This window comes from Pseudonocardia sp. EC080619-01 (assembly GCF_001420995.1).
GTDB lineage: Bacteria > Actinomycetota > Actinomycetes > Mycobacteriales > Pseudonocardiaceae > Pseudonocardia.
This window is the reverse complement of sequence record NZ_CP012184.1, coordinates 1,094,430-1,118,881: the sequence shown is the minus strand read 5'-3', so window position 1 is coordinate 1,118,881 and position 24,452 is coordinate 1,094,430. Positions and strand designations below refer to the sequence as shown.

The following is a 24,452-nucleotide window of genomic DNA, read 5'->3' as shown; positions in this document are numbered from 1 at the left end:
TGCCCCCGAGGAGGGCATCGAGCCGGTGGAGATCGAGAACCTGTGACCACGGGGCCGCGCGGGGGCCACTTCGTCGCCCGGGTGTCGCTCGCCCCGGACGCCCCGGCCGACGGGTACCCGTTCGACCTGCCCGCCGTCCGGTGGCTGCGCGAGCACGGCGCCCTGCCGCTGTACCCCGGCGTCACGTTCCTCGTCGGCGAGAACGGGTCCGGCAAGTCGACCCTGGTCGAGGCGCTCGCCGTCGCGATCGGTCTGAACCCGGAGGGCGGGTCACGCTCGTTCCGGTTCGCGACCCGCGGCAGCGAGTCGGACCTCGGCGCGCACCTGAGGGTCGCGCGGCGCCCGGGGCGGGAGCGGACCAGCTTCTTCCTGCGCGCCGAGTCGTACTACAACGTGGCGACAGAGGTGGAGCGACTCGACCGGGCGGGCGGGCCGCCGCTCCTGCCGGCCTACGGCGGGTCCGGCCACGAGCGGTCCCACGGCGAGTCGTTCGTCGCCCTGCTCAACCACCGCTTCGGCCCGCGCGGGCTCTACCTGCTCGACGAGCCGGAGGCCGCGCTCTCGCTGACGGGCGCGCTCGCCGTCCTGCGCCGGATGACCGACCTGACCGGGCAGGGCAGCCAGTTCGTCGTCGCGACGCACTCACCGGTGCTGCTCGCCCTGCCCGGCGCGACGATCCTGGAGATCGGCGACGACGGTGCGATCCGGAAGGTCGGCTACGACGACGCCGCGCCGGTGGTGCTCACCCGCGGGTTCCTCGCCGACCCGGACGCGTTCCTGCGGCACCTGTAGACGCCGAAGAGCCCCGGGGACGCGGGGTCCCCGGGGCTCGTCGTACAGAGGCTGTCCGGCTCAGGTGATGCCGCCCGCGCCCGACGGCATCGCCGGCGCGACCTGGTCCGGACCCTGGGTGCTCGTCGCCCGCGGTCCGCGGGCGAGCCGCTTCTCCACCAGCCGGGAGAGACCGGTCAGGATCAGGCACAGTCCGATGTAGATGACCGCGATGACGATCGCGACCGGGAGGATCGGGGCACCGAGCTGGTTCTGGCTGCCGAGGAAACGCGCCTGGTAGAGCAGCTCCGGGTAGAGGATGATGAACCCGAGCGCGGTGTCCTTCAGGACCACCACGAGCTGCGACAGGATCGTCGGCAGCATCGACCGGAACGCCTGCGGGAGCAGCACGTTCGTCATCACCTGGGTCTTGCGCAGCCCGAGCGCGTAGGCGGCCTCCCGCTGCCCGCGCGGCACCGCGTTGACGCCGGCCCGGAAGACCTCGGCCAGCACCGACCCGTTGTAGAGCATCAGGCCGAGCACCACGGCCCAGAAGGCGTCGATGTCGATGCCGAGGCCCTGGGAGAGCCCGAAGTACAGGATGAAGATCAGGACCAGCAGCGGGATGGCACGGAAGAACTCGACGATCGCCGTCGCCGGTCCGCTGACCCACCGGTGGTCGGACAGCCTGCCGCCCGCGAACACGGCCCCGAACACCAGGGAGAGCACCGCGGCGACGAGGAACGCGCTGACGGTCGCCCACAGCGCACCCAGCAGGATGTACTGGATGTTGACGTAGGTGATCCACTCCCACAGGCGCGGGGAGAACTGACCGGCGTCGTAGAACCGCCACAGGACGAACGCGACGATCGCGACGACGGCGGCGACACCGACGACGCCGAGCGCCCGGTTCCGCCGGACCGCGGCCGGTCCGGGCACGTCGTAGAGGACGCTGCTCATGTCGCCTCCCCGGTGGGACGGACGTCGGCGGGCATGGTCGGTGCACCTCCGGTGCGTGTCACGGCGGTCACCGGGCGACCCCCCACCGCGCGTCGAGGCGGCGCTGCAGCAGGGTCAGCGGCGCGACCAGGATGATGAAGAACAGCGCCACCCAGAGCAGGCCGACCAGCACGTTGTACCCCCGCTCGGACAGGACGCTGTACACGTTGCCCATGTTGAACACCGCGAAGCCGGACGCGATGGTCGTGTTCTTCAGCAGGGCGATCTGGACGTTCGTCATCGGGGGCACCACGGCGCGGACGGCCTGCGGCAGGACGACCTGGCCGAGCGTCTGGGTGAAGGTGAACCCGAGCGCGCGGGCCGCCTCGGCCTGGCCGACGGGGACCGTGTTGATCCCCGAGCGGACGACCTCGCAGACGAAGGCCGCCGTGTAGAGGGTCAGACCGATGCAGGCGAGGGTGAAGAACGGGAGCTCCACCAGCTCCAGGCGCGGGTAGGCGAAGGCGAAGAAGAACAGGACCAGGGTGAGTGGCGTGTTCCGCATGATCGTCACGTACGCGGACCCGAAGCTGCGCAGCGCCGGGACCGGGCTGACCCGCAGGCCCGCGACGAGGGTGCCCAGCAGCAGCGACCCGATCGCCGCGATGACGAACAGTCCTACCGTGCCGACGAGCCCGCGCCAGTACACGTCGATGTTGTCCAGCAGGACGTCCACCGCGGTGTTCTCCTTCCGTGCTCGCCCGCCCCGGCCGGGCGTGCGGTGACGGGGTCACCGCACGCCCGGGGAGCGGGTGGGTCAGTAACGCTCGATCTGCGGCGGGTCGGCCGGGGTGCCCGACTTGCCCAGGGTGCCGTCGTAGATCGTCTTCCAGGTGCCGTCGTCGATCGCGGTCTGCAGCAGGTCGTTGACCTTGGTGCGGAACGCCGTGTCGTTGAGCGGCACGCCGATGCCGTAGGGCTCCTCGGAGAAGGTCTCGCCGACGACCTTCAGCTGCTCCGGGTTCTGCGAGGCGTAGCCGAGCAGGATCGCGTCGTCGGTGGTGACGGCGTCGACCTGGCCGTTGATCAGCTGGTCGACACACTGGGTGTAGGTCTGGAACTCGACGATGCTGGTGGTGAGGTTCTGGTCCCGGACCCGCTGGATCGGGGTCGAACCGGTGACCGAGCAGACCGTCTTGCCCTGCAGGGTCTGCGGCCCGGTGATCTCGTTCTCGTCGGCGCGCACCAGCAGGCCCTGGCCCGCGGTGTAGTACGGGCCGGCGAACCCGACGCGCTGCTTGCGCTTGTCGTTGATCGTGTAGGTGCCGACGTAGTAGTCGACCTCGCCGCGCTCGATGACGTCCTCGCGGGCCGCGGACGGGACGACCTTCCAGTCGATCTGGTCCGGCGCGAAGCCGAGCCCGCCGGCGACCATCTTCGCGACGTCGATGTCGAAGCCGGAGAACTCACCGGTGGTCGCGTCACGGAAGCCGAGGCCGGGCTGGTCGTCCTTCACGCCGACGACGACGCGGCCGCGCTGCTGCATCGCCTGGAAGGTCGGCGAGCCCTCGACGGTCACGTTCTGCGCGACGACCGGCTCGTAGCCGGACCCCGCGGCGCCGGGCGAGCCCTCCTGGCCACAGCCGGCCAGTGCCAGGGCGGCGGCCATGGCGGCCGCCACCAGGATCCGGGTTCTCTTCATCATGATCTCCGCTCGTGAACGGGTGGTGGGACGGGTGCCGCGGGTGCGGCGGGACGGTGCTCCGGTGACCGGCGGCCGGGGAGCCGCTGCCGGTCGGGGTCCGGACCTCGGCTCAGTGGCTGAGGATCTTGCCCAGGAAGTCCTTCGCGCGGTCGCTGCGCGGGTGGGTGAAGAAGTCGTCCGGTGTGGAGTCCTCGACGATCTCGCCGTCGCTCATGAACACCACCCGGTGCGCGGCCCGGCGGGCGAAGCCCATCTCGTGGGTCACGACGACCATCGTCATGCCCTCGGAGGCCAGCGACGTCATCGTGTCCAGGACCTCGTTGACCATCTCCGGGTCCAGTGCGGAGGTGGGCTCGTCGAAGAGCATGACCTTCGGCTTCATCGCCAGCGCGCGGGCGATCGCGGCGCGCTGCTGCTGCCCGCCGGAGAGCTGGGCCGGGTACTTGTCGCGCTGGTTCGCGATACCGACGCGCTCCAGCAGGGCCAGGCCGGTCTTCTCCGCCTCGGCCTTCGACACCCCGCGGACCTTGATCGGCGCGAGCGTGACGTTCTCGAGGATCGTCTTGTGCGCGAACAGGTTGAACGACTGGAAGACCATTCCGACGTCGGCCCGGAGCGCGGCGAGCGCCTTGCCCTCGGCCGCGAGGGGAGTCCCGTCGATCTCGATCGTCCCGGTGTCGATGGGCTCCAGCCGGTTGATCGTCCGGCAGAGTGTCGACTTGCCGGAACCGGACGGGCCGAGGACGACGACGACCTCACCCCGCGCGACCTCGAGCTCGATGTCGCGGAGGACGTGGAGGTCGCCGAAGTGCTTCTGCACCCCGGTCATCCGGACCATGGGGGTGCGGGACTCGGGCGTGCTGGTCATGCTGCCTCCGGACATGGCGAGAGCCTGGACGGAACGGACACCGCAGTCCACCACCTTGAGGAAGCCTTAGGGTCTCGGCCACGTAACGGAAGGGGCGGTGCGCGGGTGCACATCCTGCTCATCGAGGACGACGACAGGGTCGCGGCCGCGCTGCGTCCGGCGCTGCACCGGCACGGGATGACCACGACCCGGCTCGACCACGGCCGCGGGGTGGTCGACCACCTCGACGGGGTCGACGTCGTCCTGCTCGATCTCGGGCTGCCCGACGCCGACGGCCTCGACGTCTGCCGTGAGATCCGGGCGGTCAGCGAGGTGCCGGTCCTCATGGTGACCGCCCGTGGCGAGGTGACCGACCGGATCGCGGGCCTGCACACCGGCGCCGACGACTACCTGGTGAAGCCCTACGACATCGGCGAGCTCGTCGCCCGGGTGCACGCGGTGCAGCGCCGCCGCAAGGTGCGCGACGACGGCACCGCGGCCCCGGCGGGTGCGGCGCCGGTGGCGGTGGGGGACGTCCGCATCGACCCGGAGCGGCACGCCGTCACGGTCGCCGGTGAGGAGGTCGTGCTCACCCGCAAGGAGTTCCAGGTGCTCGCGCTGCTCGCCCGCGCCGACGGCGCCGTCTGCACCCGGGCACAGATCGTCGCCGAGGTGTGGGGGCGCGGCTGGGCCGGTGCGAACCGGACGCTGGACGTGCACGTCGCGACCCTGCGCACCAAGCTCGGGCGGCCCGAGCTGATCCGGACCGTCCGGGGCGTCGGATACCGCTTCGCCGCCACCGAGGACTAGGCGACCGGGGGAGCGTCATGCGGAGCCGGTTGCTGCTGGTCGTCCTGGTGCTCGTCGGGCTGCTCGCCGCCGGGCTCGGGGTGCCGCTGGCGCTCACCGACGCCCAGCGCAGCCAGGAGGAGGTCTTCACCGACCGGCTGACCGACACGATCTCGTTCGCCTCCGCCGCGCAGCGGCCGCTGATCGAGTCCCCGGACGGCCGGTCCGCGACGACGGCGTTCACCGCCGAGATCACCCGCTACGACGAGGTGTACGACGTCGCCGTCGCCGTGTTCGACCGGTCCGGCGCGCTGCTCGCCTCCTCCCGCCCCGCGGAACGGCTGCCGGAGCTCGCCGGTGACCCGGCCGCCCGGTTGCAGGTCGCGCTGGCCGGCCGCCGCTCGGCCACCGAGCCGCTGCTGATGCCGTGGGACGACCGGCCGATCGTGCTGGCCGAACCCGTCCTGGTCGACGGCGAGGTGGTCGGCGCCGCGATGACGGTCTCGCCGACCGACGCGCTGCGCTCGGCCGAGCTGCGCACCTGGTCGGTGATCACCGGCGCGGCGCTGCTGGCGCTGCTCGCCGGGACTCTCGTGGCGCTGCCGCTCACCGCGTGGATCCTGCGCCCGGTCCGGCGGCTCGACGAGGCGATGGGCCGGGTCGGGACCGCGGTCGTCGCGGGCGGCCCGCCCGGTCCGCCGATCCGTCGCAGCGGACCGCCGGAGCTGCGGTCGCTGTCCGGGTCGTTCGACCGGATGACCGAGACCGTCCGGGAGGCGATCGCCGCGCAGCGCGCCTTCGTCGCCGACGCCTCGCACCAGCTCCGCAACCCGCTCACCGCTCTCCGCCTGCGCCTGTCCAACCTGGACGGCCGGGTCGATCCGGGCGCGGCCGGCGAGCACCTCGCCGCGATGGAGGAGGCCGAGCGGCTGTCCGGTGTGCTGGACGGGCTGCTCGCGCTGGCCCGGGCGGAACGGACGGTCGAGACGGGTGCGGAGGCCGCCGGGACCGATCTCGACGACGTCGTCGACGACCGGGTGGAGAACTGGCAGCCGCTGGCCGAGCACAACGGGGTGGAGCTGCGGCGCAGCGGGCCGCGGGGGATGCGGGCCCGGATAGGCACGGCCGGGCTGGAGGGGGTGCTCGACGCGGTGCTCGACAACGCGCTCAAGTACACCCCGCGGGGGCGCCGGATCCGGGTCGCGACGCTGCGGGTCGCGGGCCGGGTCGGGGTCAGCGTCGTCGACGGCGGGCCCGGCATGCCGGACGAGGACCGTGCGCGGGCCACCGACCGGTTCTGGCGCGCGCCCGGCCAGACCAACGTGGAGGGCAGCGGGCTGGGGCTGGCGATCGCCGCCCGGACGGCGGCGGCGGTCGGCGGGACGCTGGCCCTCGACCCGGCACCGGGCGGTGGCCTGCGGGTCACGCTGTGGCTCGATCCGGTCCCGGAGCACCCGGATCCGTGACCGCGGCGCCGGTCAGTACCCCTTGGTCGAGCGGTAGAACTCGACGGCGCCCGGGTGCAGTGCGATCGGCTGGGTGCCGATCGCCGAGCGCGAGTCGACGGTCACCGCGGCCGGGCTGGCCTGGGCGAGCCGGGGCTGCCCGGCGAACGCGGCGTCGATCAGCGAGCGTGCCGTCGTGTCGGGCATCCCGGCGGTCGCGAGCAGCACGTTGCGCACCGACAGGCACGACACCGGGCCGGGCAGGCCGTAGGTGTTCGCGGGCACCGTGCCGACCGAGTAGACCGGGAACCGCTCCCGCATCCGGTCGAGCACCGCGCCGAGGTCCAGCAGCCGGATCGGCAGCTCGTCGGCCAGCTCCCGGATGCCGTCGGTCGGGACCCCGCCGGACCAGAAGAACGCGTCGATCCGGCCGCCGCGCAGCGCCTCCACCGCGTCCGGCAGCCCCAGGCCGGCCTGCTCGCCGAGACCCGCGGTCCCGATCCCGGCGACGTCGAGCAGGCGCAGCGCGATCGGCTGGTAGCCGCTGCCCGCCGGGCCGATCGACACCCGGGCGCCGCGCAGGTCGTCGAGCGAGCGGTACCGCGAGTCCCGCCGGACGACGACGTGGGTGACGTCGTCGTAGAGCCGGGCCAGCGCGAGGGGCTCGGTCGCTCCGGTGACGCCCGCGGCGACGTCGGCGGCGACGTCGACCTGGCTGATCGCCACGGTCGCGGCGCCGGAGACGAGCAGCTGCATGTTCTGGGTGCTGCCCGCCGTGGTCAGCACCTCGGTGCTCGTGGCGGGGCCGAGCCGTTCCTGCCAGAGGGCGGCCAGCGTGCGGGCGAGCGAGATGTAGACGCCGGGCTGCACGCCGCCGGCGATCACCAGCCGGGGCGGTGGCGCGGGCCCGGTGCAGCCCGCGACGCCGAGGGCACCGAGGGAGACGCCCGCCGCCAGCCCGGCCCCGAGCAGGGTGCGGCGTGACAGGGCGCGTTGCGCCGTGCCGCTCCCGGTCGTCATCCGGCCATCCTCCCGGTGCGGTGTCACCGTGTCGCCGCGAGGGCTCTCCGCCGGGCCCGCGCAGCGGGCCGGGCCCAGCGGCGCCTACCCTCGGGGTGTGAGCCGCAGCTACACCGTGCGCACCTACGGGTGCCAGATGAACGTGCACGACACGGAGCGGATGGCGGGTCTGCTGGAGCAGGCGGGCTACGCCAGGGCCGAGGATCCCGACGCCGCCGACGTGGTCGTGTTCAACACGTGTGCGGTGCGCGAGAACGCGGACAACAAGCTCTACGGCAACCTCGGCCACCTCCGCCCGCGCAAGCAGGCGAACCCGGACATGCAGATCGCCGTCGGCGGGTGCCTCGCCCAGAAGGACCGCGACACGATCACGCGGAAGGCCCCGTGGGTCGACGTCGTGTTCGGCACGCACAACGTGCACGCGCTGCCCACCCTGCTGGAGCGCGCCCGGCACAACGAGACCGCGCAGGTCGAGATCGCCGAGTCGCTCGAGGTGTTCCCCTCGACGCTGCCGGCCCGCCGCGAGTCCGCCTACGCGGGCTGGGTGTCGATCTCGGTCGGCTGCAACAACACGTGCACCTTCTGCATCGTGCCCGCGCTGCGCGGCAAGGAGCGCGACCGGCGCCCCGGCGACGTGCTCGCCGAGGTCGAGGCGCTGGCCGCCGAGGGCGTGCTCGAGGTGACGCTGCTCGGCCAGAACGTCAACGCCTACGGCCAGGACATGGGCGACCGGGAGGCGTTCTCGAAGCTGCTGCGGGCCTGCGGCGGCGTCGAGGGCCTGGAGCGGGTCCGCTTCACCTCGCCGCACCCGCGCGACTTCACCTCCGACGTGATCGCCGCGATGGCGGAGACGCCGAACGTCTGCCCGCAGCTGCACATGCCGCTGCAGTCGGGCTCCGACGCCGTCCTGCGCCGGATGCGCCGCTCCTACCGGTCGGACCGCTTCCTGCGGATCCTGTCCGACGTGCGGGAGTCCATCCCGCACGCGGCGATCTCCACCGACATCATCGTCGGCTTCCCGGGCGAGACCGAGGAGGACTTCCAGGCGACCCTCGACGTCGTCGCCGCGGCCCGGTTCTCCCAGGCCTTCACGTTCCAGTACTCGCCCCGCCCCGGGACGCCGGCCGCCGACATGGACGGGCAGCTGCCCAAGAAGGTCGTGCAGGAGCGCTACGAGCGTCTCGTCGCCCTCCAGGAGGAGATCTCCTGGGAGGAGAACCGCGCGCAGGAGGGCCGGGAGGTCGAGCTCCTCGTCTCCACCGGCGAGGGCCGCAAGGACGACGCCACCCGCCGGCTCACCGGCCGGGCGCGCGACGGGCGGCTCGTCCACTTCGCCCCGGGCGACGCGACCGGGATCCGGCCCGGCGACCTCGTCACCGTCCGGATCGACTACGGCGCCCCGCACCATCTCGTCGCCGACGGCGGGGTCACGACCCACCGCCGCACCCGTGCCGGGGACGCGGCCGAGGCCGGGACCCGGCCCACCGGCGCGCCCACCACCCTGGGACTGCCCGCCTTCGGGAAGCCGGCCGAGGAGCCGGCACCCGAGTCGCCGTGCGCCGTCCCGGCCCCCTGAGGAGGATCCGATGAGCAGCGACGTGACGCCGGAGACCCGCGCGGAGATCGACGACGCCGGCCGGGCCGCGACCCGGCGGATCGACCCGGGCACGCGGGCCATGCTGATCGCGGTCGCGGTCGTCGCCGCGGTGGCGTCACTGCTGCTGCCGTGGGTGGCGGGGGCGCCCGGCTGGGAGGTCCTCGCGGGGGGTGCGGCGGGCCCGCTGCCCCGGCTGTTCTCCGTCACGCTGACGGTGTTCGCGATCGTCGTGTCCGCGTCGGCCCTGCTCACCCGGCTGTGGGTGCTGGCCTGGCTCGCCGCCTTCGGCTGCGGCATCTCGTCGGTGAACGGTGTCTGGGCGATCTGGTCGCAGCAGACCGGCGCCGCGGGCGGGCCCGGGTTCGGGCTGGTGCTGGGCGTGATCGCGGTCGTGCTGCTGACCTTCGTGTGGGCGGGCGCGGCGCTGGCGCGTTCCTGAACGGCCGGCGCGGCCCCGGACGGGGCCGCGCACGGACCGGCGGGACCTACAGCTCGTTGACCGACTGCTCGGCCGCGTCCAGCCACTCCCGCCACTGGGCCGCCTGGGCGCGGGCCTGCTCGGCCCGCCTGCGGTCACCGGACGCCTCGGCCTTCTCGGCCTGCGCCTCGAACTGCTCGACCCGGGACCGGAACTGCTCGACGCGGGCCTGGGCCTCCGGGTCGGTCCGGCGCCACTGCGCGTCGGCGGCCTCGGCGACCTTCTCCTCGATCCCGCGCAGCCGCCCCTCGAGGGTACGGATCTCGTCGCGCGGGACCTTGCCGATGTCCTCCCAGCGTTCCTGCACGTCGCGCAGCGCGGCCCGGGCGGCGTCCGGGTTCGAGAGGTCGATCTTCTCGGCCTCGGCGAGCAGCACCCGCTTCGCGTCGGCGTTCTCCGCGAACTCGGCGTCGCGGGCGGAGAAGTGCTCGTTGCGGCGGGCGAAGAACCGGTCCTGCGCACCGCGGAACCGCGACCACAGCGCGTCGTCGGCCTCCCGGTGCGCCCGGCCCGCGGCCTTCCACTCGGTCATCAGGTCCCGGTAGGCGGCCGCGGTCGACGACCACTCGTCGGACTCGGCGAGGGCCTCGGCCTGCTCGGCGAGCTCCTCCTTGCGGCCCTTGGCGACGACCCGCTGCCGGTCCAGGTCGGCGAAGTGCGAGCCGCGCCGCCGGTTGAACGCCTCCCGCGCCTTGGAGTACCGCTTCCACAGCTGCTCGTCGTGCTTGCGGTCGACGCCCTTGATCGTGCGCCACTCGTCGAGGATCGCCTTGAACCGGTCACCCGCCTGCTTCCACTGGGTGGACTCCTCGGCGAGCTTCTCCGCCTCGACGGTCAGCGCCTCCTTGCGGGCGACGGCGTCGTGCCGGGCCCGGTCACGCTCCTCGCGCGCAGCGTGGACGCCCTCCTCGGCGCGGCCGACGAGCTCGTCGAGCCGGGTCCGCAGCGCCGCCACGTCACCGACGACGGCCGGTTCCTCCAGCCCCGCGATCAGCGTGCGCAGCGCGGTGAGCGACGCCTTCGGGTCGCCGCCACCGGCGATCCGGGCGGCCAGCACCTCGGTCTCGGTGACGAGCGCGTCGAACCGGCGGGCGAAGTGCTCCAGCCCCTCCGCGGGCGGTCCGGCCTGGTACGAGCCGACCACCCGCTCGCCGTCGGGGCCGAGCAGGGTGATGGTGCCGTCGTCGTCGGCGCGGCCCCAGCGGCCCGGGTCGGCGACCGCCGACGGGACCGGGGACGGGTGTGCGGCCGGCGGTACCGGTGCGGCGTTCTGCGCCGCCGGTCCGGGCTTCGCGCCGGGCGGCGGCCCGGGACGCGGGCCGGGGCGCGGCCCCGGCTTCGGGACCGAACCGGGGTTCGGCGGGCGTGCTCCGGGCGTGGCGGCGTTGGTCTCGGGCACCGGTGTCCTCCTCGTTCGGCCCACCGGATCACCGGCGGGCGCCCCGTCCGGATGTCCGTCCGGGGCCGTGCGCGCACCGGGCTCCTCGCCGTGGCCAGGAGCCGGGATGGAGATTCAAGCAGGTCCACCACCTCCGGGGGAACCGCCGAGGCCCCGGCCGGGGACCGTGCGCGCCTCGAACGGGCGTCCGGTGTCGGCGAACCGCACGGTCCGGACACGGCGCGGTGGCGTTCCGCCGGGGCCCCGGGCGAGGGGCGCCCACGCTGGCTACGCTCGGGCGCCGTGCCCGCCGCGATCGCCGTCCTGCCCCAGCCGCCGCTGCTCGTCCCCGACCTGAGCGGGGACGCCGCCGTCGAGACCGAGGCGCTGCGCGAGGCCGTCGGCGCGGTCGTGACGGGACTCGCCGCGGCCGCCGCCGACTGGATCGTCGTCGGGGCGGACCAGGGCGGTCGCCGCACCGTCGCCCCCGGCACCCGGGGCACGTTCGCCGGGTACGGCCACGACGTCCCGGTCGCCCTCCCCGGCCCGGAAGGCGCCGACGAGGGCGCCGAGCTGCCGCTGCCGCTGCTGGTCGCGGCGTGGGCGGCGGCCGGTGCGGGCGTGCGGTCGGCGCGCGGCGAGCTGGTCGCGCCGGACGCCCCGCCGGCGGACTGCCGGGCGCTCGGTGCGGCACTGGCCGCTGAGGACGCGGGCCTGCTCGTCGTGGGGGACGGCGCCGCCCGGCACTCCACGACGGCCCCCGGCGGGTTCGACGAGCGCGCCGAGGCGTTCGACGCCGTCGTCGCCGCGGCCCTCGACGACGCGTCGCCCGGCGCGCTCGCCGGGCTCGACCCGGCCGCCGCGGCGGAGCTGTGGGCGGCGGGCCGCGCCCCCTGGGAGGTCCTCGCCGGCGCCGCGTCCGGGCGGGACTGGCGGGCCGCGCACCGGCACACCTCGATGCCCTACGGCGTCGCCTACCACGTCGCGCTGTGGGAACCGGCGTGACGGCCGGCGGTGACGGCGGGCCGGGGCTGGTCGCCGTCGTCGGGCCGACGGCGACCGGCAAGTCCGACCTCGGCCTGGAGATCGCGCTCGCGCTCGGCGGCGAGGTCGTCAACGTCGATGCGATGCAGCTCTACCGCGGCCTCGACATCGGCACCGCGAAGCTCCCCGTCCCCGAGCGCCGCGGCGTGCCGCACCACCTGCTCGACGTCCTCGACGTGCGGGAGACCGCCTCGGTCGCCGCCTACCAGCGCGAGGCGCGCGCTGTGATCGAGCGCCTGCGGGCCTGCGGCCGCACCCCGGTGCTGGTCGGCGGGTCCGGGCTCTACGTCCAGGCGGTCCTCGACGAGCTGGAGTTCCCCGGGACCGATCCGGGGCTGCGTGCCGAGCTGGAGGCGGAGCTGGAGCGGGACGGGCCGGGGGCGCTGCACCGCAGGCTCGCCGACGCCGATCCCGCGGCGGCCGCCGAGGTGCTGCCGTCGAACGGGCGGCGGATCGTCCGCGCGCTGGAGGTGATCGCGCTGACCGGCGGCCCGTTCCGCGCGACGCTGCCCACCACCGGTGCCCCCCGCTACGGCGCCGTGCTGCTCGGCGTCGACCGCGACGTCGCCGAGCTCGACGAGCGGGTCGCGCTCCGGGTGGACCGGATGCTCGGCGACGGCCTGGTCGAGGAGACCCGCGGCCTGCTGCCGCACGGGCTGGCCGAGGGCCGGACCGCGTCCCGGGCACTGGGGTACCGGCAGGTCATCGAGGCGCTCGAAGGGGATCCCGACGCCCCCGACCTCGCCGCGGTCCGCGAGGAGACCGTCCGTGCCACCCGCCGGTTCGTGCGGCGGCAGCGGTCCTGGTTCCGCCGCGACAAGCGGATCCACTGGCTCGACGGCGCGGCCCCGGACCTGGTCGCGGACGCGCGGTCGGTGCTCGCTCGTACCCTGGTGGCATGAGCGGCGGGATCGAGTTCACCAAGGGCCACGGCACCCGGAACGACTTCGTCGTGCTGCCCGATCCCGACGCCGCGCTCGACCTGACCCCGGAACGGGTCGCGGCGCTCTGCGACCGCCACGGCGGCATCGGCGCCGACGGCGTCCTGCGCGTCGTGCGCTGGGCGAAGCTGGCCGGGGACGAGTCGGTGCCCGAGCCGGTCCCCGGCGTCGAGTGGTTCATGGACTACCGCAACGCCGACGGCTCGGTCGCCGAGATGTGCGGCAACGGGGTGCGGGTGTTCGCCCGCTACCTGCACGAGCGCGGCTGGGCGCCCGGCGGCGGCCCCGTCGGCACCCGGGCCGGGGTGCGGACCGCGACGCTGTCCGGCGACACCGTGTCGGTCGACATGGGCCCGGTCGCGATCGGTCCGGCCTCGGTCGCGACGACCGGTGGCGCCCGGTTCGACGGCATCGCCCTCGACGTCGGCAACCCGCACCTGGCCTGCGTCACCGCCACCGACCCGGACGCGCTGGACCTCACCGGGGCACCGGCCGTCGACCCGGAGGTGTTCCCTCGCGGCGTCAACGTCGAGTTCGTGACCCCGCTGGACGGCCCGGCCGACGGCGGGCGCGTCCGGATGCGGGTGCACGAGCGGGGCGTGGGGGAGACCCTGGCGTGCGGCACCGGGACCGTCGCGGCCGTCGTCGCCGCGCTGCGCGCCGCCGGGCACCCGGCCGGTGACGTGCACGTCGACACCCCCGGCGGCCGGCTCCGGGTGACCGTCGGGGCGGGCGACGACGCGGCCACCGGCACGACGGTGCTGCACGGCCCCGCCGTCCTGCTCGCGACCGGCGAGATCGACCGCTCCTGGTGGGACCGGCCCGCCTGACCGGCGCGAATCCGGGCGGACACACGCCCGCCGACGTGGAACACTGGACGGCACGATGACTGAAGCCCACACCGCCGCCGTGCCGTCCACGTCCGCAGGGTCCGCCGTCCCGTCGGCGGGCGAGCTGGACCTCGAGGAGCGCTCGTCGCTCCGCCGGATCCACGGCCTCTCCACCGAGCTCACCGACATCACCGAGGTCGAGTACCGGCGGCTCCAGCTCGAACGGGTCGTGCTGGTCGGGGTGTGGACCGAGGGCAGCGCCGAGCAGGCCGACGCCTCGCTCGCCGAGCTCGCCCGCCTCGCCGAGACCGCGGGGTCCGAGGTCCTCGACGGACTCGTGCAGCGCCGCTCGACGCCGGACCCGGCGACCTTCATCGGCTCCGGCAAGGTCGACGAGCTGTCCACGGTGGTCCGCGCGACCGGCGCCGACACCGTGATCTGCGACGGCGAGCTCTCACCCGGCCAGCTCCGCCAGCTGGAGGAGCGGCTCAAGGTCAAGGTGATCGACCGGACCGCGCTGATCCTCGACATCTTCGCCCAGCACGCCCGCTCCCGGGACGGCAAGGCGCAGGTCGAGCTGGCCCAGCTGTCCTACCTGCTCCCGCGCCTGCGTGGCTGGGGTGAGGCGCTGTCCCGTCAGGTCGGTGGCCGGGCCGCAGGCGGTGTCGGCATCGGTGGCCGTGGCCCGGGTGAGACGAAGATCGAGCTGGACCGCCGCCGGATCCGGGCGCGCATGTCGAAGCTGCGGCGCGAGATCGGGGCGATGCGCCAGGTCCGCGAGACCCAGCGCGGGAACCGCACCCGCAACGAGGTCCCGTCGGTCGCGATCGTCGGCTACACCAACGCCGGCAAGTCCAGCCTGCTCAACCAGCTGACCGACGCCGGGGTCCTGGTCCAGGACTCGCTGTTCGCGACGCTGGACCCGACGACGCGCCGCTCCGAGACGCCCGACGGGCGCGCCTACACCCTCACCGACACGGTCGGGTTCGTGCGGCACCTGCCGCACCAGCTCGTCGAGGCGTTCCGCTCGACGCTGGAGGAGGCGGCCCGGGCGGACCTGCTGGTGCACGTCGTCGACGGCTCCGACCCGCTGCCCGACGACCAGATCGCCGCGGTCCGGCAGGTCCTCGTGGAGATCGGCGAGGAGCAGGGCGGCACCATGCCGCGCGAGCTCCTGGTGATCAACAAGGTGGACGCCGCCGGTGACCTCGCACTGGCCCGGCTGCGGCACGCCCAGCCGGAGGCGGTGTTCGTTTCCGCGCACGACGGCAGCGGCATCGGGAAGCTCCGCGACCGGATCGCGGAGCTGCTCCCGCGCCCCGAGTACGAGGTCGACCTGCTGCTGCCCTACACCGAGGGTGCGCTCGTGGCCCGGCTCCACGACGAGGGCGAGATCCTCGCCGAGGAGCACACCGGTGAGGGCACCCGGGTCCGCGCCCGGGTCGGCCCGGAGCTCGGCACCGCGGTGCTCCCGTACGCCGTCGGCGGGACCGCGACGGTGCCCGCGGACACCGATCCTGCGGGCACCGACCTGCCCGCGACGGCGGCAGGGCACTGAGCCCGAGGGGGCCCCGCACGTCCCGGCCCCGCACGTCCCGGCCCTGCATGTCCCGGCCCCGGCGGAGCAGGCTCCGTGTGGGGCCGGTCGCCGTCGCGCTCGGGATCGTCCTCGGCATCAGCGGTGCCGGAGCCGGCGGGGTGACGGCGGCGCACGCCGCGCCGGACGAGGTCCCGGGGGCCCCGCCACGGACCGGGGCCGCACCCGGGCCGGCAGCGCCGCGTCCGGTCTGCACGGCCGAGGACCCGCGGGCCGCCGAGCTCTCCGGGCTGGTCGCCGAGGGCCCACCGGGAGCGGGCCCGGTGCGGTACCGGGCGATCGTCGACGGCGGCGGAACCGGCGAGGTCCTCACGCTCGACCCGGTGACCTGCGCGGTCACCGAGATCCGGGACACCGGTGTCCGGGTCACCGACGTCGAGGACCTCGGCGCGACACCCGACGGGACCCTCTGGCTCGCCGACATCGGCGACAACCGCGGCGACCGCGGCACGGTGCGCCTGGTCGAGCTGCCGGTGTCCGGGCCCGCGCGGGCGCACGACCTCGTCTACCCGGACGGGCCGCGCGACGCCGAGGCGATCCTCCTCGCCGACGACGGGACCCCGCTGATCGTCGCGAAGACCACGGGGGCGGCCGGGGTGTACCGGCCCGCCGGCCCGCTCGACGGCGGCGCCACACCGGTCACGCTGGACCGGGTCGGCGAGGTGGTCCTCCCGTACTCCGCCACGTCCGGCGGCCCGCTCGGCGCCACCGGGACCCGGACGGTCACCGGGGGAGCGGTCGGCCCTCCCGGCGCCGACGGTGGCCGGGTCGCCGCGCTGCGGACCTACACCGACGCGTGGGTGTTCCCGCTGCGCCCGCCACCGGACGGCCGGGTCTCCGCGGACGCGCTCGTCGAGGCCCTGCGCGCAGCGCCGCTGCCGGTGCCGCTGCCGGACGAGGCCCAGGGGGAGGCGGTGGCCCTCGACGGCCGCGGGACGCTGCACTCCGGCTCGGAGGCCCGCGGGCTCTCGCCGGCGGGCGTCCGGGCCGTGCCCGGCGTGGCGACGGCCGCGACCGCCGCGGCGGCCCCCGTGGTCGCGCAACCGGCGGAGGTGCCCCGCACCGGGTCGTTCCCGCCGTGGCTGCCCGCCGTCGCCGGGGCCGGGGTGCTCGGGGTGTTGCTGCTGGCCGGGATCGGCGCGATGGTCCTGCACGGCCGTCGGCGGAGCTGATCCGCCGACGGCCCGGTCCCGCGCCTCAGAGCCGGCGCATGACCGCGACGACCCGGCCCAGGATCGACGCGTCGTCCCCCGGGATCGGGTCGTACGCCTCGTTCGCCGGCATCAGCCAGATGTGCCCGTCCTTGCGGCGGAACGTCTTCACCGTCGCCTCGCCGTCGATCATCGCGGCCACGACCTCGCCCTGCTCGGCGACCGGCTGCTGCCGGACGACGACCCAGTCCCCGTCGGTGATCGCGGCGTCGACCATCGAGTCGCCCTTGACGTTGAGCAGGAACAACGTGCCCTCGCCGACGATCTCCCGCGGGAGCGGGAACACGTCCTGCACGGCCTGCTCGGCGAGGATCGGCCCGCCCGCTGCGATGTCACCGAGCAGCGGCACGAAGGCCGGTGCCGGGCGCTCGGACCGGACCGCCTCGGTGTCCGCGTCGGTGCCGTCGCCCGCCGCGGCCTGCTCCGGGCTCCGGACGTCGACCGCCCGGGTCCGGTTCGGGTCCCGGCGGAGGAAGCCCTTCCGCTCCAGGGTCCGCAGCTGGTGGTGCACCGAGGAGGTGGAGGTCAGCCCCACCGCGTCCCCGATCTCGCGCACGCTCGGCGGGTACCCGTACCGATCCACCCAGTCCCGGATCACCGACAGGACCTTCCGCTGCCGCGGGGTCAGCCCACGGGTGTCGGCCGGGGGCTCGGGGAACTCCCGGACGTCCGCGGATCCCGGCCCGGCGGGCGCACCGCCTCCGGACTCGTCCGCTGCCATCGCATTCGCCTCCTCGAGGATCTACCGGCACGAACACTAGCCAAGTCCGGGCCGTCCGCCAAACATGCGTTCGAAGTTCGTGCCGGGCGTGTCGTGGATTCCGTCGGACCCCGGTGGTAGAACATCGCACAGGCGTTCGATCGAACATCGATTCGACGACTTCGGTCCGGCGCCCGTACAGCGCCGGAGACCGGGAGGGGTGGAGATCGTGAGCGCGACGACGGAGGTGCGGGTGGTCCCCGGCGGTGTCCGCCCGCCGGTCACCGCGGAGCTGGTTCGGGCGGCGCCGCTCGCGGTGCCGCCGCCGCCGTGTGGGACGACGGTCCGGGTGTCCTCCGCGACGCCTGCGGCGGTCCGGATGCCGCCGGGTGCGCGCTCGGCGGGGTCGGCGGGTGCGCCCTCCGTGCTGCACCGGGCGGTCGCCGCCGTGGGCGTGCTGGTCGCCTCCGCCACGGCGGTCGTCGGGCTGGGCCTGCTGGCCGAGGTCGCCACCGCCGGCGTCGTCCCGGTCGCTCCGGCGGCCGTGTCCACGGGTCGCTGACCCGCCGGCGTCGGCGGGCCCGCGGGCGCCCGCCGGCGGCCCCCGTTTCTGTCGGGGGCCGGTGCTACACAGCTCGTACACCCGTTCGACCGGGCTCGGGGAAGGGCCGGTCGGGGGTGAGCAGGGCGCGCGGCCGGGTGTGGCCGGGCGCCGACGGCGAGGAGCAGGAGGAGCCATGCGAGAGCTCGACGTGCGTGACGTGGCGCGGGGGACCCGCGAGACGGCGCGGGGAACGCGCTCCGCCGGACCGCGTGAGCGCAGGCGCCCGGTCCGGCCGGTCTGCGCGGGCGGGGGCCGCTCCACGGCGGCGCTGCGCGACGCCGACCCCGTCGAGGACCGGGCGGTGCCGGTGGCCGAGGGCGTCCGCCGGCTGTCGGCGGCCGAGCGTGCCGCGCTCCGCTGGGCCGGCATCGAGCGGGCCGAGGGCGGCCACGACCGTCCGGAGCGCACCGGGCGCCGCACCGTCCACGGTGTGCCGGTCGTTCCGGGCGCGGCACCGGCGTGGCGGACGGCGGGGGTCCCCGGGCGTGACCGGCGGCCGGTGGCGGCGGACCCGTCGTCCGTGCCCGCGCCGCGTACGGTCCGTCCGCTGCACCGCCGGTGCGTCGCCCCGGCGCGTCGCCGGACGCGGCAGGCGCAGGCGCACTCGCGGGGCTCCCGGCTGCTGGCCGGGGTGGCGGTCGCGCTGTGCGCGGCGACCGCCGTCGTGGTGCTCGGGCTGCTGGGTGACGCGGCCGCCGGGTGGAACGCCGGCGGCGCGACGGCCCCCGCGAGCCCGGCGGGGCCGGTCGTGACGGCGGCGACCGGACGCTGACCGGTGGCCGCCGGGCGCGACACACCGGCGTGTCGCGGAACCGGGTGGCCGTCCGGCGCGGTCGTTCCGGGGCGACGGACGGCGGGCGGAGCCGGCGTGCACGACCTGATCAGGGCGTATGCATCCGTTCATGATCGGTTGCTGTCGGCGGGGGCCGGGAGCCGGTGTGCGAGGCTTCGGGTCCCGATCGGGCGAAGCTCGGCGCCGCGCCGCCCCTGGGATGGCGCACCCCTAGATGTAGGGGTTACATTGGTGTCGTTCTCCCACGGGTTGGGGAACAGGTCATCGCGGAGAGTCTCCGGTAGGTCGCGGGAGAAAGAGGGTGGGTACGTCGTGCGTTGCCCCTTCTGCCGCCACCCGGACTCGCGGGTGATCGATTCCCGGACCGCCGACGACGGGACGTGTACCCGCCGTCGCCGGTCTTGCACCGCGTGCGGTCGCCGGTTCACCACGGTCGAGGAGACCGTGCTCGCCGTCGTCAAGCGCAGCGGGGTGAGCGAGCCCTTCAGCCGCCAGAAGGTGGTCGGAGGGGTTCGGCGGGCGTGTCAGGGCCGGCCGGTCGACGAGGACGACCTGCAGCAGCTCGCCCACAGGGTCGAGGAGACGGTGCGTGCCCGCGGGGCGGCCGAGATTCCCAGCCACGAGGTGGGGCTGGCGATCCTCGGACCGTTGCGCGATCTCGACGAGGTCGCGTACCTGCGGTTCGCGAGCGTCTACCGGTCCTTCTCCTCCATCGAGGACTTCGAGAAGGAGATCGCCGATCTGCGTACGGCGGCTGCCGGGGAAGCAGCCGACGACGCGGCCGGCAACCGGGACGGCTGAACCGGGCGACCGATCGGACCGGTGCGGGCACCAGGGGGCGCGCACACCGGCACCGCGGGAGCCACGTCGGCAGGACCGGAAGGGGGACGGTGCACGGCACCGTCCGGGGAACGCCCGCGCACCCCAGCGCGCGGGCGGGCAGAGGACGTCGGATGCGGAGGCAGTTCATGACCGAGACCGTCGGGGGCCCGACGACAGGCACCGGGAGCGAGAGCACGAACGGCGCGGGGGAGGCCCCGAAGGCCGCCCGCGGCCGGGGCAAGGCCGGCGCGAAGCGCCGTGGCCTGACCGTGCCGCGCGTCTTCACCACCGAGGGCGTCCACCCGTACGAGCAGGTCGAGTGGGAGCGCCGGGACGTCGTCATGACGAACTGGCGTGACGGCACGGTCAACTTCGAGCAGCGCGGCGTGGAGTTCCCTTCGTCCTGGTCGGTGAACGCCACCAACATCGTCACGAGCAAGTACTTCCGCGGTGCGGTCGGCTCCGAGACGCGGGAGTCCAGCCTCAAGCAGCTCGTCGAGCGCGTCGTCGGGACCTACCGGCGGGCCGGGGTCGAGAACGGCTACTTCGCCACGGACGCCGACGCCGAGGTGTTCGACCACGAGCTGACCTGGATGCTGATCCACCAGGTGTTCAGCTTCAACTCGCCGGTGTGGTTCAACGTCGGCACGCCCAGCCCGCAGCAGGTCAGCGCCTGCTTCATCCTGTCGGTCGACGACACGATGGAGTCGATCCTGAACTGGTACCGGGAGGAGGGCCTGATCTTCAAGGGCGGCTCCGGTGCCGGTCTGAACCTCTCCCGCATCCGGTCGTCGAAGGAGCTGCTGTCCTCCGGCGGCACCGCGTCGGGCCCGGTCTCCTTCATGCGCGGTGCGGACGCCTCCGCCGGGACGATCAAGTCCGGGGGCGCGACCCGCCGGGCGGCGAAGATGGTCGTCCTTGACGTCGACCACCCCGACGTCGAGGAGTTCGTCGAGACCAAGGCCAAGGAGGAGGCCAAGGTCCGCGTGCTGCGCGACGCCGGCTTCGACATGGACCTCGGCGGTTCCGACATCACCTCGGTGCAGTACCAGAACGCCAACAACTCGATCCGGGTCTCCGACGAGTTCATGCGCGCCGTCGAGGAGGACACCGAGTTCGGCCTGCGCGCCCGGATGACCGGCGAGGTGATCGACACCGTCGACGCCCGCAAGCTCTTCCACGGCATCGCCGAGGCCGCCTGGAACTGCGCCGACCCCGGCATCCAGTACGACGGCACGATCAACGACTGGCACACGTGCCCGGAGTCGGGCCGGATCACCGCGTCGAACCCGTGCTCGGAGTACATGCACCTGGACAACTCCAGCTGCAACCTCGCGTCGCTGAACCTGCTGAAGTTCCTCGACGCCGACGACCGGTTCGACGCCGAGACCTTCGCCAAGGCCGTCGAGCTGATCATCACGGCGATGGACATCTCCATCTGCTTCGCGGACTTCCCGACCGACCCGATCGCGGACACCACCCGGAAGTTCCGGCAGCTCGGCATCGGCTATGCGAACCTCGGCGCGCTGCTCATGGCGACCGGGCACGCATACGACTCGGAGGGCGGCCGCGCGCTGGCCGGCGCGATCACCTCCCTCATGACCGGTGCCGCGTACAAGCGCTCCGCGGAGCTCGCCGGTGTCGTCGGCCCGTACGAGGGCTACGCCCGCAACGCCGAGGCGCACCAGCGGGTGATCCGCAAGCACGCGGCCGCGAACGACGGGATCCGCACCTTCGCGGCGTCCACCGCGATCCAGAAGCTCGCCACACTGACCTGGAAGCAGTGCCAGGAGATCGGCGAGGCGAACGGCTGGCGCAACGCCCAGGCCTCCGTGCTGGCACCGACCGGCACGATCGGCCTGATGATGGACTGCGACACGACCGGCATCGAGCCGGACCTGGCGCTGGTCAAGTTCAAGAAGCTGGTCGGCGGCGGCTCCATGCAGATCGTCAACCAGTCGGTGCGCCGGGCGCTGGACAACCTCGGCTACCAGGCCGAGCAGGCCGAGGCGATCGTCGAGTACGTCGCCGAGCACGGCCACGTCGTCGACGCCCCGGGCATGCGGCCCGAGCACTACGAGGTGTTCGACTGCGCCATGGGCGAGCGGTCGATCGCGCCGATGGGACACGTCCGGATGATGGCGGCGGCCCAGCCGTTCCTGTCCGGTGCGATCTCCAAGACGGTGAACATGCCCGAGCGGGCCACCGTCGAGGACGTCGAGCGGATCTACCTCGAGGGGTGGCGGCTCGGCCTCAAGGCACTCGCGATCTACCGCGACAACTGCAAGGTCGGCCAGCCGCTGTCCGCCGGCAAGGGCGGCTCCGGCGAGAAGACGGCCGAGGCGGAGCCGAAGGTCGTCGTCGAGCAGCGGCCCATCCGCAAGCGGCTCCCGAAGAAGCGCCCCAGCGAGACGGTGTCCTTCACCGTCGGCGGTGCCGAGGGCTACCTGACCGCGGGCAGCTACCCCGACGACGGGCTCGGCGAGATCTTCGTCAAGCTCGGCAAGCAGGGCTCGACGCTCGCCGGCGTGATGGACGCCTTCTCGATGTCGATCTCGGTGGGGCTGCAGTACGGCATCCCGCTCGAGTTCTACGTCTCGAAGTTCTCCAACCTGCGGTTCGAGCCGGCCGGCATGACCGACGACCCGGACGTCCGGATCGCGACCTCGGTGCTGGACTACCTGTTCCGCCGTCTCGCGCTGGACCACCTGCCCTACGAGAAGCGGGTCCAGCTGGGGATCTTCTCCTCGGACGAGCGGTCGGCCCAGGTCGAGAGCGACTACGGCTCGGGCTCGGAGAACCTGGACATGGAGGAGTTCCGGTCCTCCGTGCCCACGTCCGAGAAGAAGGACGAGGCCGGCGTCGAGCCGGCTCCGGCCGAGGTCGGCAGCTCCACCGAGTTGCTGGAGCTGCGGCTGGGCAAGGCCGCGGACGCCCCGCTGTGCATGACCTGCGGGACGAAGATGCGGCCGGCGGGGTCCTGCTACCTCTGCGAGGGCTGCGGCTCCACCAGCGGCTGCAGCTGACACCCGGCACGACACCGCGGGGCGGTACCGGACGACTCCGGTGCCGCCCCGTGGCGCGTCGCGAGGCCCCGCGGCGGAACCCTGGGGACAGGGAGGGGAACCACCGGTGCAGGACCACACGCACGAGCTCGCCCGGCGGCTCGGCATCGACCCGCGGGTCCTCGCTCTGCTGGTCGCGGCACCGTGGCGACCCGCCTCCGGCGACGGCGGGACCCCTCCGGCCGGGGACGACGACCCACCCGCCCGCGGACGGGTGTTCGTCGGCGTCCCCTCGCCGTCCGAGCTGCGCGACCTCGACCTCCCCGCCGACGGCCTGCGGCACTTCGGGCTCACCCCCGCCGAGCTGCGGGCGGGCGGCTGGACCGACGCCGACCTGCGCTCGGCCGGCCTGCCCGTGCCGGGGGCGGGGCCGGACGTCGACTGGTTCGTCGCGGGGGAACCCGCCCAGCTGATGCTCGGGCTGGCCCCGTACGGGCCGCCCCGCCTCGCCCGTCCCCGCACCCGGTGGGACGGGCACCTGCCGGTCCTGGACCCGGTCGAGGAGGAGGAGGTCCGGGGGCTCGCCGGGTGCACCGACCCGGACGACGAGCAGGCGGCGGCGGTCCGCGACGTCCGCGACCGCCTGCTGCGCCGGGCCCGCCGCCGGCTGGTGCACTGCCCGTTCTGCCTGCGCCAGGTGCCTCGCGACGACACCACGTACGGCGCCTGCCACGCCTGTGCATCCCGGTGGCTCGGCATCCTCCACTGAGCGAGCGGCCGGCCTGGGAGCGGTCAGGTCGCGGACACCGGTCCGGGCCGCGCCGGGACGGGGACCGGGCAGCGCAACAGCTGGCGCCACTGCTCCGGGCTCCATCGGGCGGGTTCGGTCGAGTCGAGGAACTCCTCCAGCAGCCCGACGAACCGGGCCGGGTCGGAGTGGAACGGGAAGTGCCCGGCGTGGTCGAACACCTCCAGCCGGCTGCCCGGCATCGCCCGGTGCGCGGTGTAGCCGTGCTCGACGGGCACCACGGCGTCCCGCCCGCCCCACACCAGCATCGTCGGCATCCCGCGGGTCAGGTAGCAGCGGTCGAGCATCGTGACGACCTGCCCGCGCCAGTCGACGACCGCCCGCAGCGTCCGGATGAACGCGGCCCGCGACGTCGCGTCCGGCAACGCGTCGATCAGCCGGAGCAGGTCGGTCGCGTCCCGTCCGAGATCGGCACCGAGCACGCGGAGCAGGTCCAGGACGAGCCCGGCCTGCCACCGCACCGGCGGCAGCTGCAGCGCGGCGAGCGCCGCCTGCGCACCGGGCAGGCTGACGGCCCGCAGCAACGGCGTCACCTCCGGGCCCGCGCCGCCGCTGCCGACGAGCACGAGGCGCTCGGTGCGGTCGGGGTACTGGTAGGCGAACTGCATCGCGACGCCGCCGCCGAGCGAGTGCCCGACCAGCGTCGCGCGCGGTACGCCGAGGACCCCGAGCAGGTCACGGATCCCGTTGGCGTACGCCGCGACCGAGTAGTCGGCGCGCGGCTTGTCCGAGTGACCGTGCCCGAGCAGGTCCGGGGCGATCACCAGGAACCGGCGGGCCAGTGCCGGGAGGACGGCCTCCCAGGTCGCGGAGCTGTCGCCGATGCCGTGCACGAGCACGATCGGCGGCCCGGACCCGGCGACGCGGAACGCCCGCCGGTAGCCGTGCACCGTGCGGAACCTCAGCTCCGACCCGCGTGGCGGAACCATCCCGAGCCGGTCACCGACCGCCCTGCGCTCCTCGTCCCGCACCGCCATCGCAGGGACGGTAGGCGCACCCCGTTACCCCGGCGTTGCGACGAGGTTCGGGGTCCTTCTCGAATCCCGCGCCGAATCCCGCGCCGGGTCCCGCGCCGGGTCCCGCGCCGGGTCCCGCGCCGGGTCCCGCGCCGGGTCCCGCCTAGGGTCG

The 24,452-nt window shown here is 74.5% G+C and carries 23 protein-coding genes; 15 read left to right on the top strand and 8 right to left on the bottom strand.

The features are described 5' to 3' along the window. The first annotated feature begins 42 nt into the window (after positions 1 to 42). Positions 43 to 792, top strand: a complete 750-nt coding sequence (locus AD017_RS37330) for an AAA family ATPase (RefSeq protein WP_010224315.1) — start codon at positions 43 to 45, stop codon at positions 790 to 792. Positions 793 to 852: 60 nt separating this feature from the next. Here AD017_RS37330 and AD017_RS05140 read toward each other — a convergent pair whose 3' ends face one another. The 4 genes from AD017_RS05140 to AD017_RS05125 all read right to left on the bottom strand — a co-directional run bounded on the left by AD017_RS05140 (position 853) and on the right by AD017_RS05125 (position 4,253). Then, on the bottom strand, positions 853 to 1,731 hold the full coding sequence (locus tag AD017_RS05140; RefSeq protein WP_010224313.1) for an amino acid ABC transporter permease: 879 nt from the start codon (positions 1,729 to 1,731) through the stop codon (positions 853 to 855). 67 nt (positions 1,732 to 1,798) lie between these two features. Next, positions 1,799 to 2,446, bottom strand: coding sequence for an amino acid ABC transporter permease (locus tag AD017_RS05135; protein WP_060573213.1), 648 nt, complete (start codon positions 2,444 to 2,446; stop codon positions 1,799 to 1,801). An 81-nt stretch (positions 2,447 to 2,527) separates the two neighbouring features. Next, on the bottom strand, positions 2,528 to 3,415 hold the full coding sequence (locus AD017_RS05130) for a glutamate ABC transporter substrate-binding protein (RefSeq protein WP_060573211.1): 888 nt from the start codon (positions 3,413 to 3,415) through the stop codon (positions 2,528 to 2,530). A 109-nt stretch (positions 3,416 to 3,524) separates the two neighbouring features. Continuing rightward, a complete protein-coding gene (locus tag AD017_RS05125; RefSeq protein ID WP_010224307.1) occupies positions 3,525 to 4,253 on the bottom strand; it encodes an amino acid ABC transporter ATP-binding protein in 729 nt (242 codons plus the stop codon). A gap of 135 nt (positions 4,254 to 4,388) precedes the next feature. Here AD017_RS05125 and AD017_RS05120 point away from each other — a divergent pair, with 135 nt between their 5' ends. Next, positions 4,389 to 5,072 carry a response regulator transcription factor gene (locus tag AD017_RS05120; protein WP_010224305.1) on the top strand — a complete coding sequence of 228 codons (684 nt, stop codon included), beginning with the start codon at positions 4,389 to 4,391 and terminating at the stop codon, positions 5,070 to 5,072. A gap of 17 nt (positions 5,073 to 5,089) precedes the next feature. Next, positions 5,090 to 6,517: a HAMP domain-containing sensor histidine kinase gene (locus AD017_RS05115; RefSeq protein ID WP_060573208.1), complete on the top strand. Its 1,428-nt coding sequence runs from the start codon at positions 5,090 to 5,092 to the stop codon at positions 6,515 to 6,517. Positions 6,518 to 6,529: 12 nt separating this feature from the next. Here the strand turns inward: AD017_RS05115 and AD017_RS05110 are convergent, their stop codons facing one another. Beyond that, a complete protein-coding gene (locus AD017_RS05110; protein WP_060573206.1) occupies positions 6,530 to 7,516 on the bottom strand; it encodes a TAXI family TRAP transporter solute-binding subunit in 987 nt (328 codons plus the stop codon). A 97-nt stretch (positions 7,517 to 7,613) separates the two neighbouring features. Between AD017_RS05110 and miaB the strand changes: the two genes are divergently transcribed. Continuing rightward, complete coding sequence (miaB, locus tag AD017_RS05105; protein ID WP_082399505.1) at positions 7,614 to 9,092, top strand: tRNA (N6-isopentenyl adenosine(37)-C2)-methylthiotransferase MiaB; 1,479 nt, start codon at positions 7,614 to 7,616, stop codon at positions 9,090 to 9,092. A gap of 10 nt (positions 9,093 to 9,102) precedes the next feature. Beyond that, complete coding sequence (locus tag AD017_RS05100) at positions 9,103 to 9,552, top strand: hypothetical protein (protein ID WP_010224298.1); 450 nt, start codon at positions 9,103 to 9,105, stop codon at positions 9,550 to 9,552. A gap of 46 nt (positions 9,553 to 9,598) precedes the next feature. On the opposite strand, the gene AD017_RS05095 is transcribed toward AD017_RS05100, so the two are convergent. Continuing rightward, on the bottom strand, positions 9,599 to 10,990 hold the full coding sequence (locus AD017_RS05095; protein WP_060573204.1) for a DUF349 domain-containing protein: 1,392 nt from the start codon (positions 10,988 to 10,990) through the stop codon (positions 9,599 to 9,601). Between the two features lie 282 nt (positions 10,991 to 11,272). Between AD017_RS05095 and AD017_RS05090 the strand changes: the two genes are divergently transcribed. The 5 genes from AD017_RS05090 to AD017_RS05070 all read left to right on the top strand — a co-directional run bounded on the left by AD017_RS05090 (position 11,273) and on the right by AD017_RS05070 (position 16,553). Beyond that, the gene (locus AD017_RS05090) at positions 11,273 to 11,974 is read left to right on the top strand and encodes a hypothetical protein (protein ID WP_060573202.1); all 702 of its coding nucleotides are present in this window, start codon (positions 11,273 to 11,275) and stop codon (positions 11,972 to 11,974) included. Beyond that, a complete protein-coding gene (miaA, locus tag AD017_RS05085) occupies positions 11,971 to 12,915 on the top strand; it encodes a tRNA (adenosine(37)-N6)-dimethylallyltransferase MiaA (RefSeq protein WP_060576242.1) in 945 nt (314 codons plus the stop codon). Before AD017_RS05090 ends, miaA begins: the two co-directional genes overlap by 4 nt. Further along, positions 12,912 to 13,784, top strand: a complete 873-nt coding sequence (gene dapF / locus AD017_RS05080; protein ID WP_082399069.1) for a diaminopimelate epimerase — start codon at positions 12,912 to 12,914, stop codon at positions 13,782 to 13,784. The genes miaA and dapF overlap by 4 nt, the downstream gene beginning before the upstream one ends. 55 nt (positions 13,785 to 13,839) lie before the next feature. Further along, positions 13,840 to 15,342, top strand: coding sequence for a GTPase HflX (gene hflX / locus AD017_RS05075; protein WP_060573200.1), 1,503 nt, complete (start codon positions 13,840 to 13,842; stop codon positions 15,340 to 15,342). A 77-nt stretch (positions 15,343 to 15,419) separates the two neighbouring features. Next, the gene (locus AD017_RS05070) at positions 15,420 to 16,553 is read left to right on the top strand and encodes a hypothetical protein (protein WP_060573199.1); all 1,134 of its coding nucleotides are present in this window, start codon (positions 15,420 to 15,422) and stop codon (positions 16,551 to 16,553) included. A gap of 25 nt (positions 16,554 to 16,578) precedes the next feature. Here the strand turns inward: AD017_RS05070 and lexA are convergent, their stop codons facing one another. After that, entirely contained in the window at positions 16,579 to 17,313 is a 735-nt protein-coding gene (lexA, locus tag AD017_RS05065) for a transcriptional repressor LexA (protein ID WP_060573197.1), read from the bottom strand. Between the two features lie 208 nt (positions 17,314 to 17,521). On the opposite strand from lexA, the gene AD017_RS05060 reads away from it, so the two are divergent. The 5 genes from AD017_RS05060 to AD017_RS05040 all read left to right on the top strand — a co-directional run bounded on the left by AD017_RS05060 (position 17,522) and on the right by AD017_RS05040 (position 23,285). Further along, complete coding sequence (locus AD017_RS05060) at positions 17,522 to 17,854, top strand: hypothetical protein (RefSeq protein WP_139323810.1); 333 nt, start codon at positions 17,522 to 17,524, stop codon at positions 17,852 to 17,854. A 175-nt stretch (positions 17,855 to 18,029) separates the two neighbouring features. After that, on the top strand, positions 18,030 to 18,668 hold the full coding sequence (locus AD017_RS05055; protein WP_060573194.1) for a hypothetical protein: 639 nt from the start codon (positions 18,030 to 18,032) through the stop codon (positions 18,666 to 18,668). 333 nt (positions 18,669 to 19,001) lie between these two features. Further along, positions 19,002 to 19,490: a transcriptional regulator NrdR gene (gene nrdR / locus AD017_RS05050; RefSeq protein ID WP_029239609.1), complete on the top strand. Its 489-nt coding sequence runs from the start codon at positions 19,002 to 19,004 to the stop codon at positions 19,488 to 19,490. Positions 19,491 to 19,657: 167 nt separating this feature from the next. Next, a complete protein-coding gene (locus AD017_RS05045; protein ID WP_029239608.1) occupies positions 19,658 to 22,537 on the top strand; it encodes a vitamin B12-dependent ribonucleotide reductase in 2,880 nt (959 codons plus the stop codon). Positions 22,538 to 22,643: 106 nt separating this feature from the next. Then, positions 22,644 to 23,285, top strand: a complete 642-nt coding sequence (locus tag AD017_RS05040; RefSeq protein ID WP_010231589.1) for a hypothetical protein — start codon at positions 22,644 to 22,646, stop codon at positions 23,283 to 23,285. 23 nt (positions 23,286 to 23,308) lie between these two features. On the opposite strand, the gene AD017_RS05035 is transcribed toward AD017_RS05040, so the two are convergent. Next, entirely contained in the window at positions 23,309 to 24,301 is a 993-nt protein-coding gene (locus AD017_RS05035; RefSeq protein WP_349675459.1) for an alpha/beta hydrolase, read from the bottom strand. Between the last annotated feature and the right edge of the window lie 151 nt (positions 24,302 to 24,452).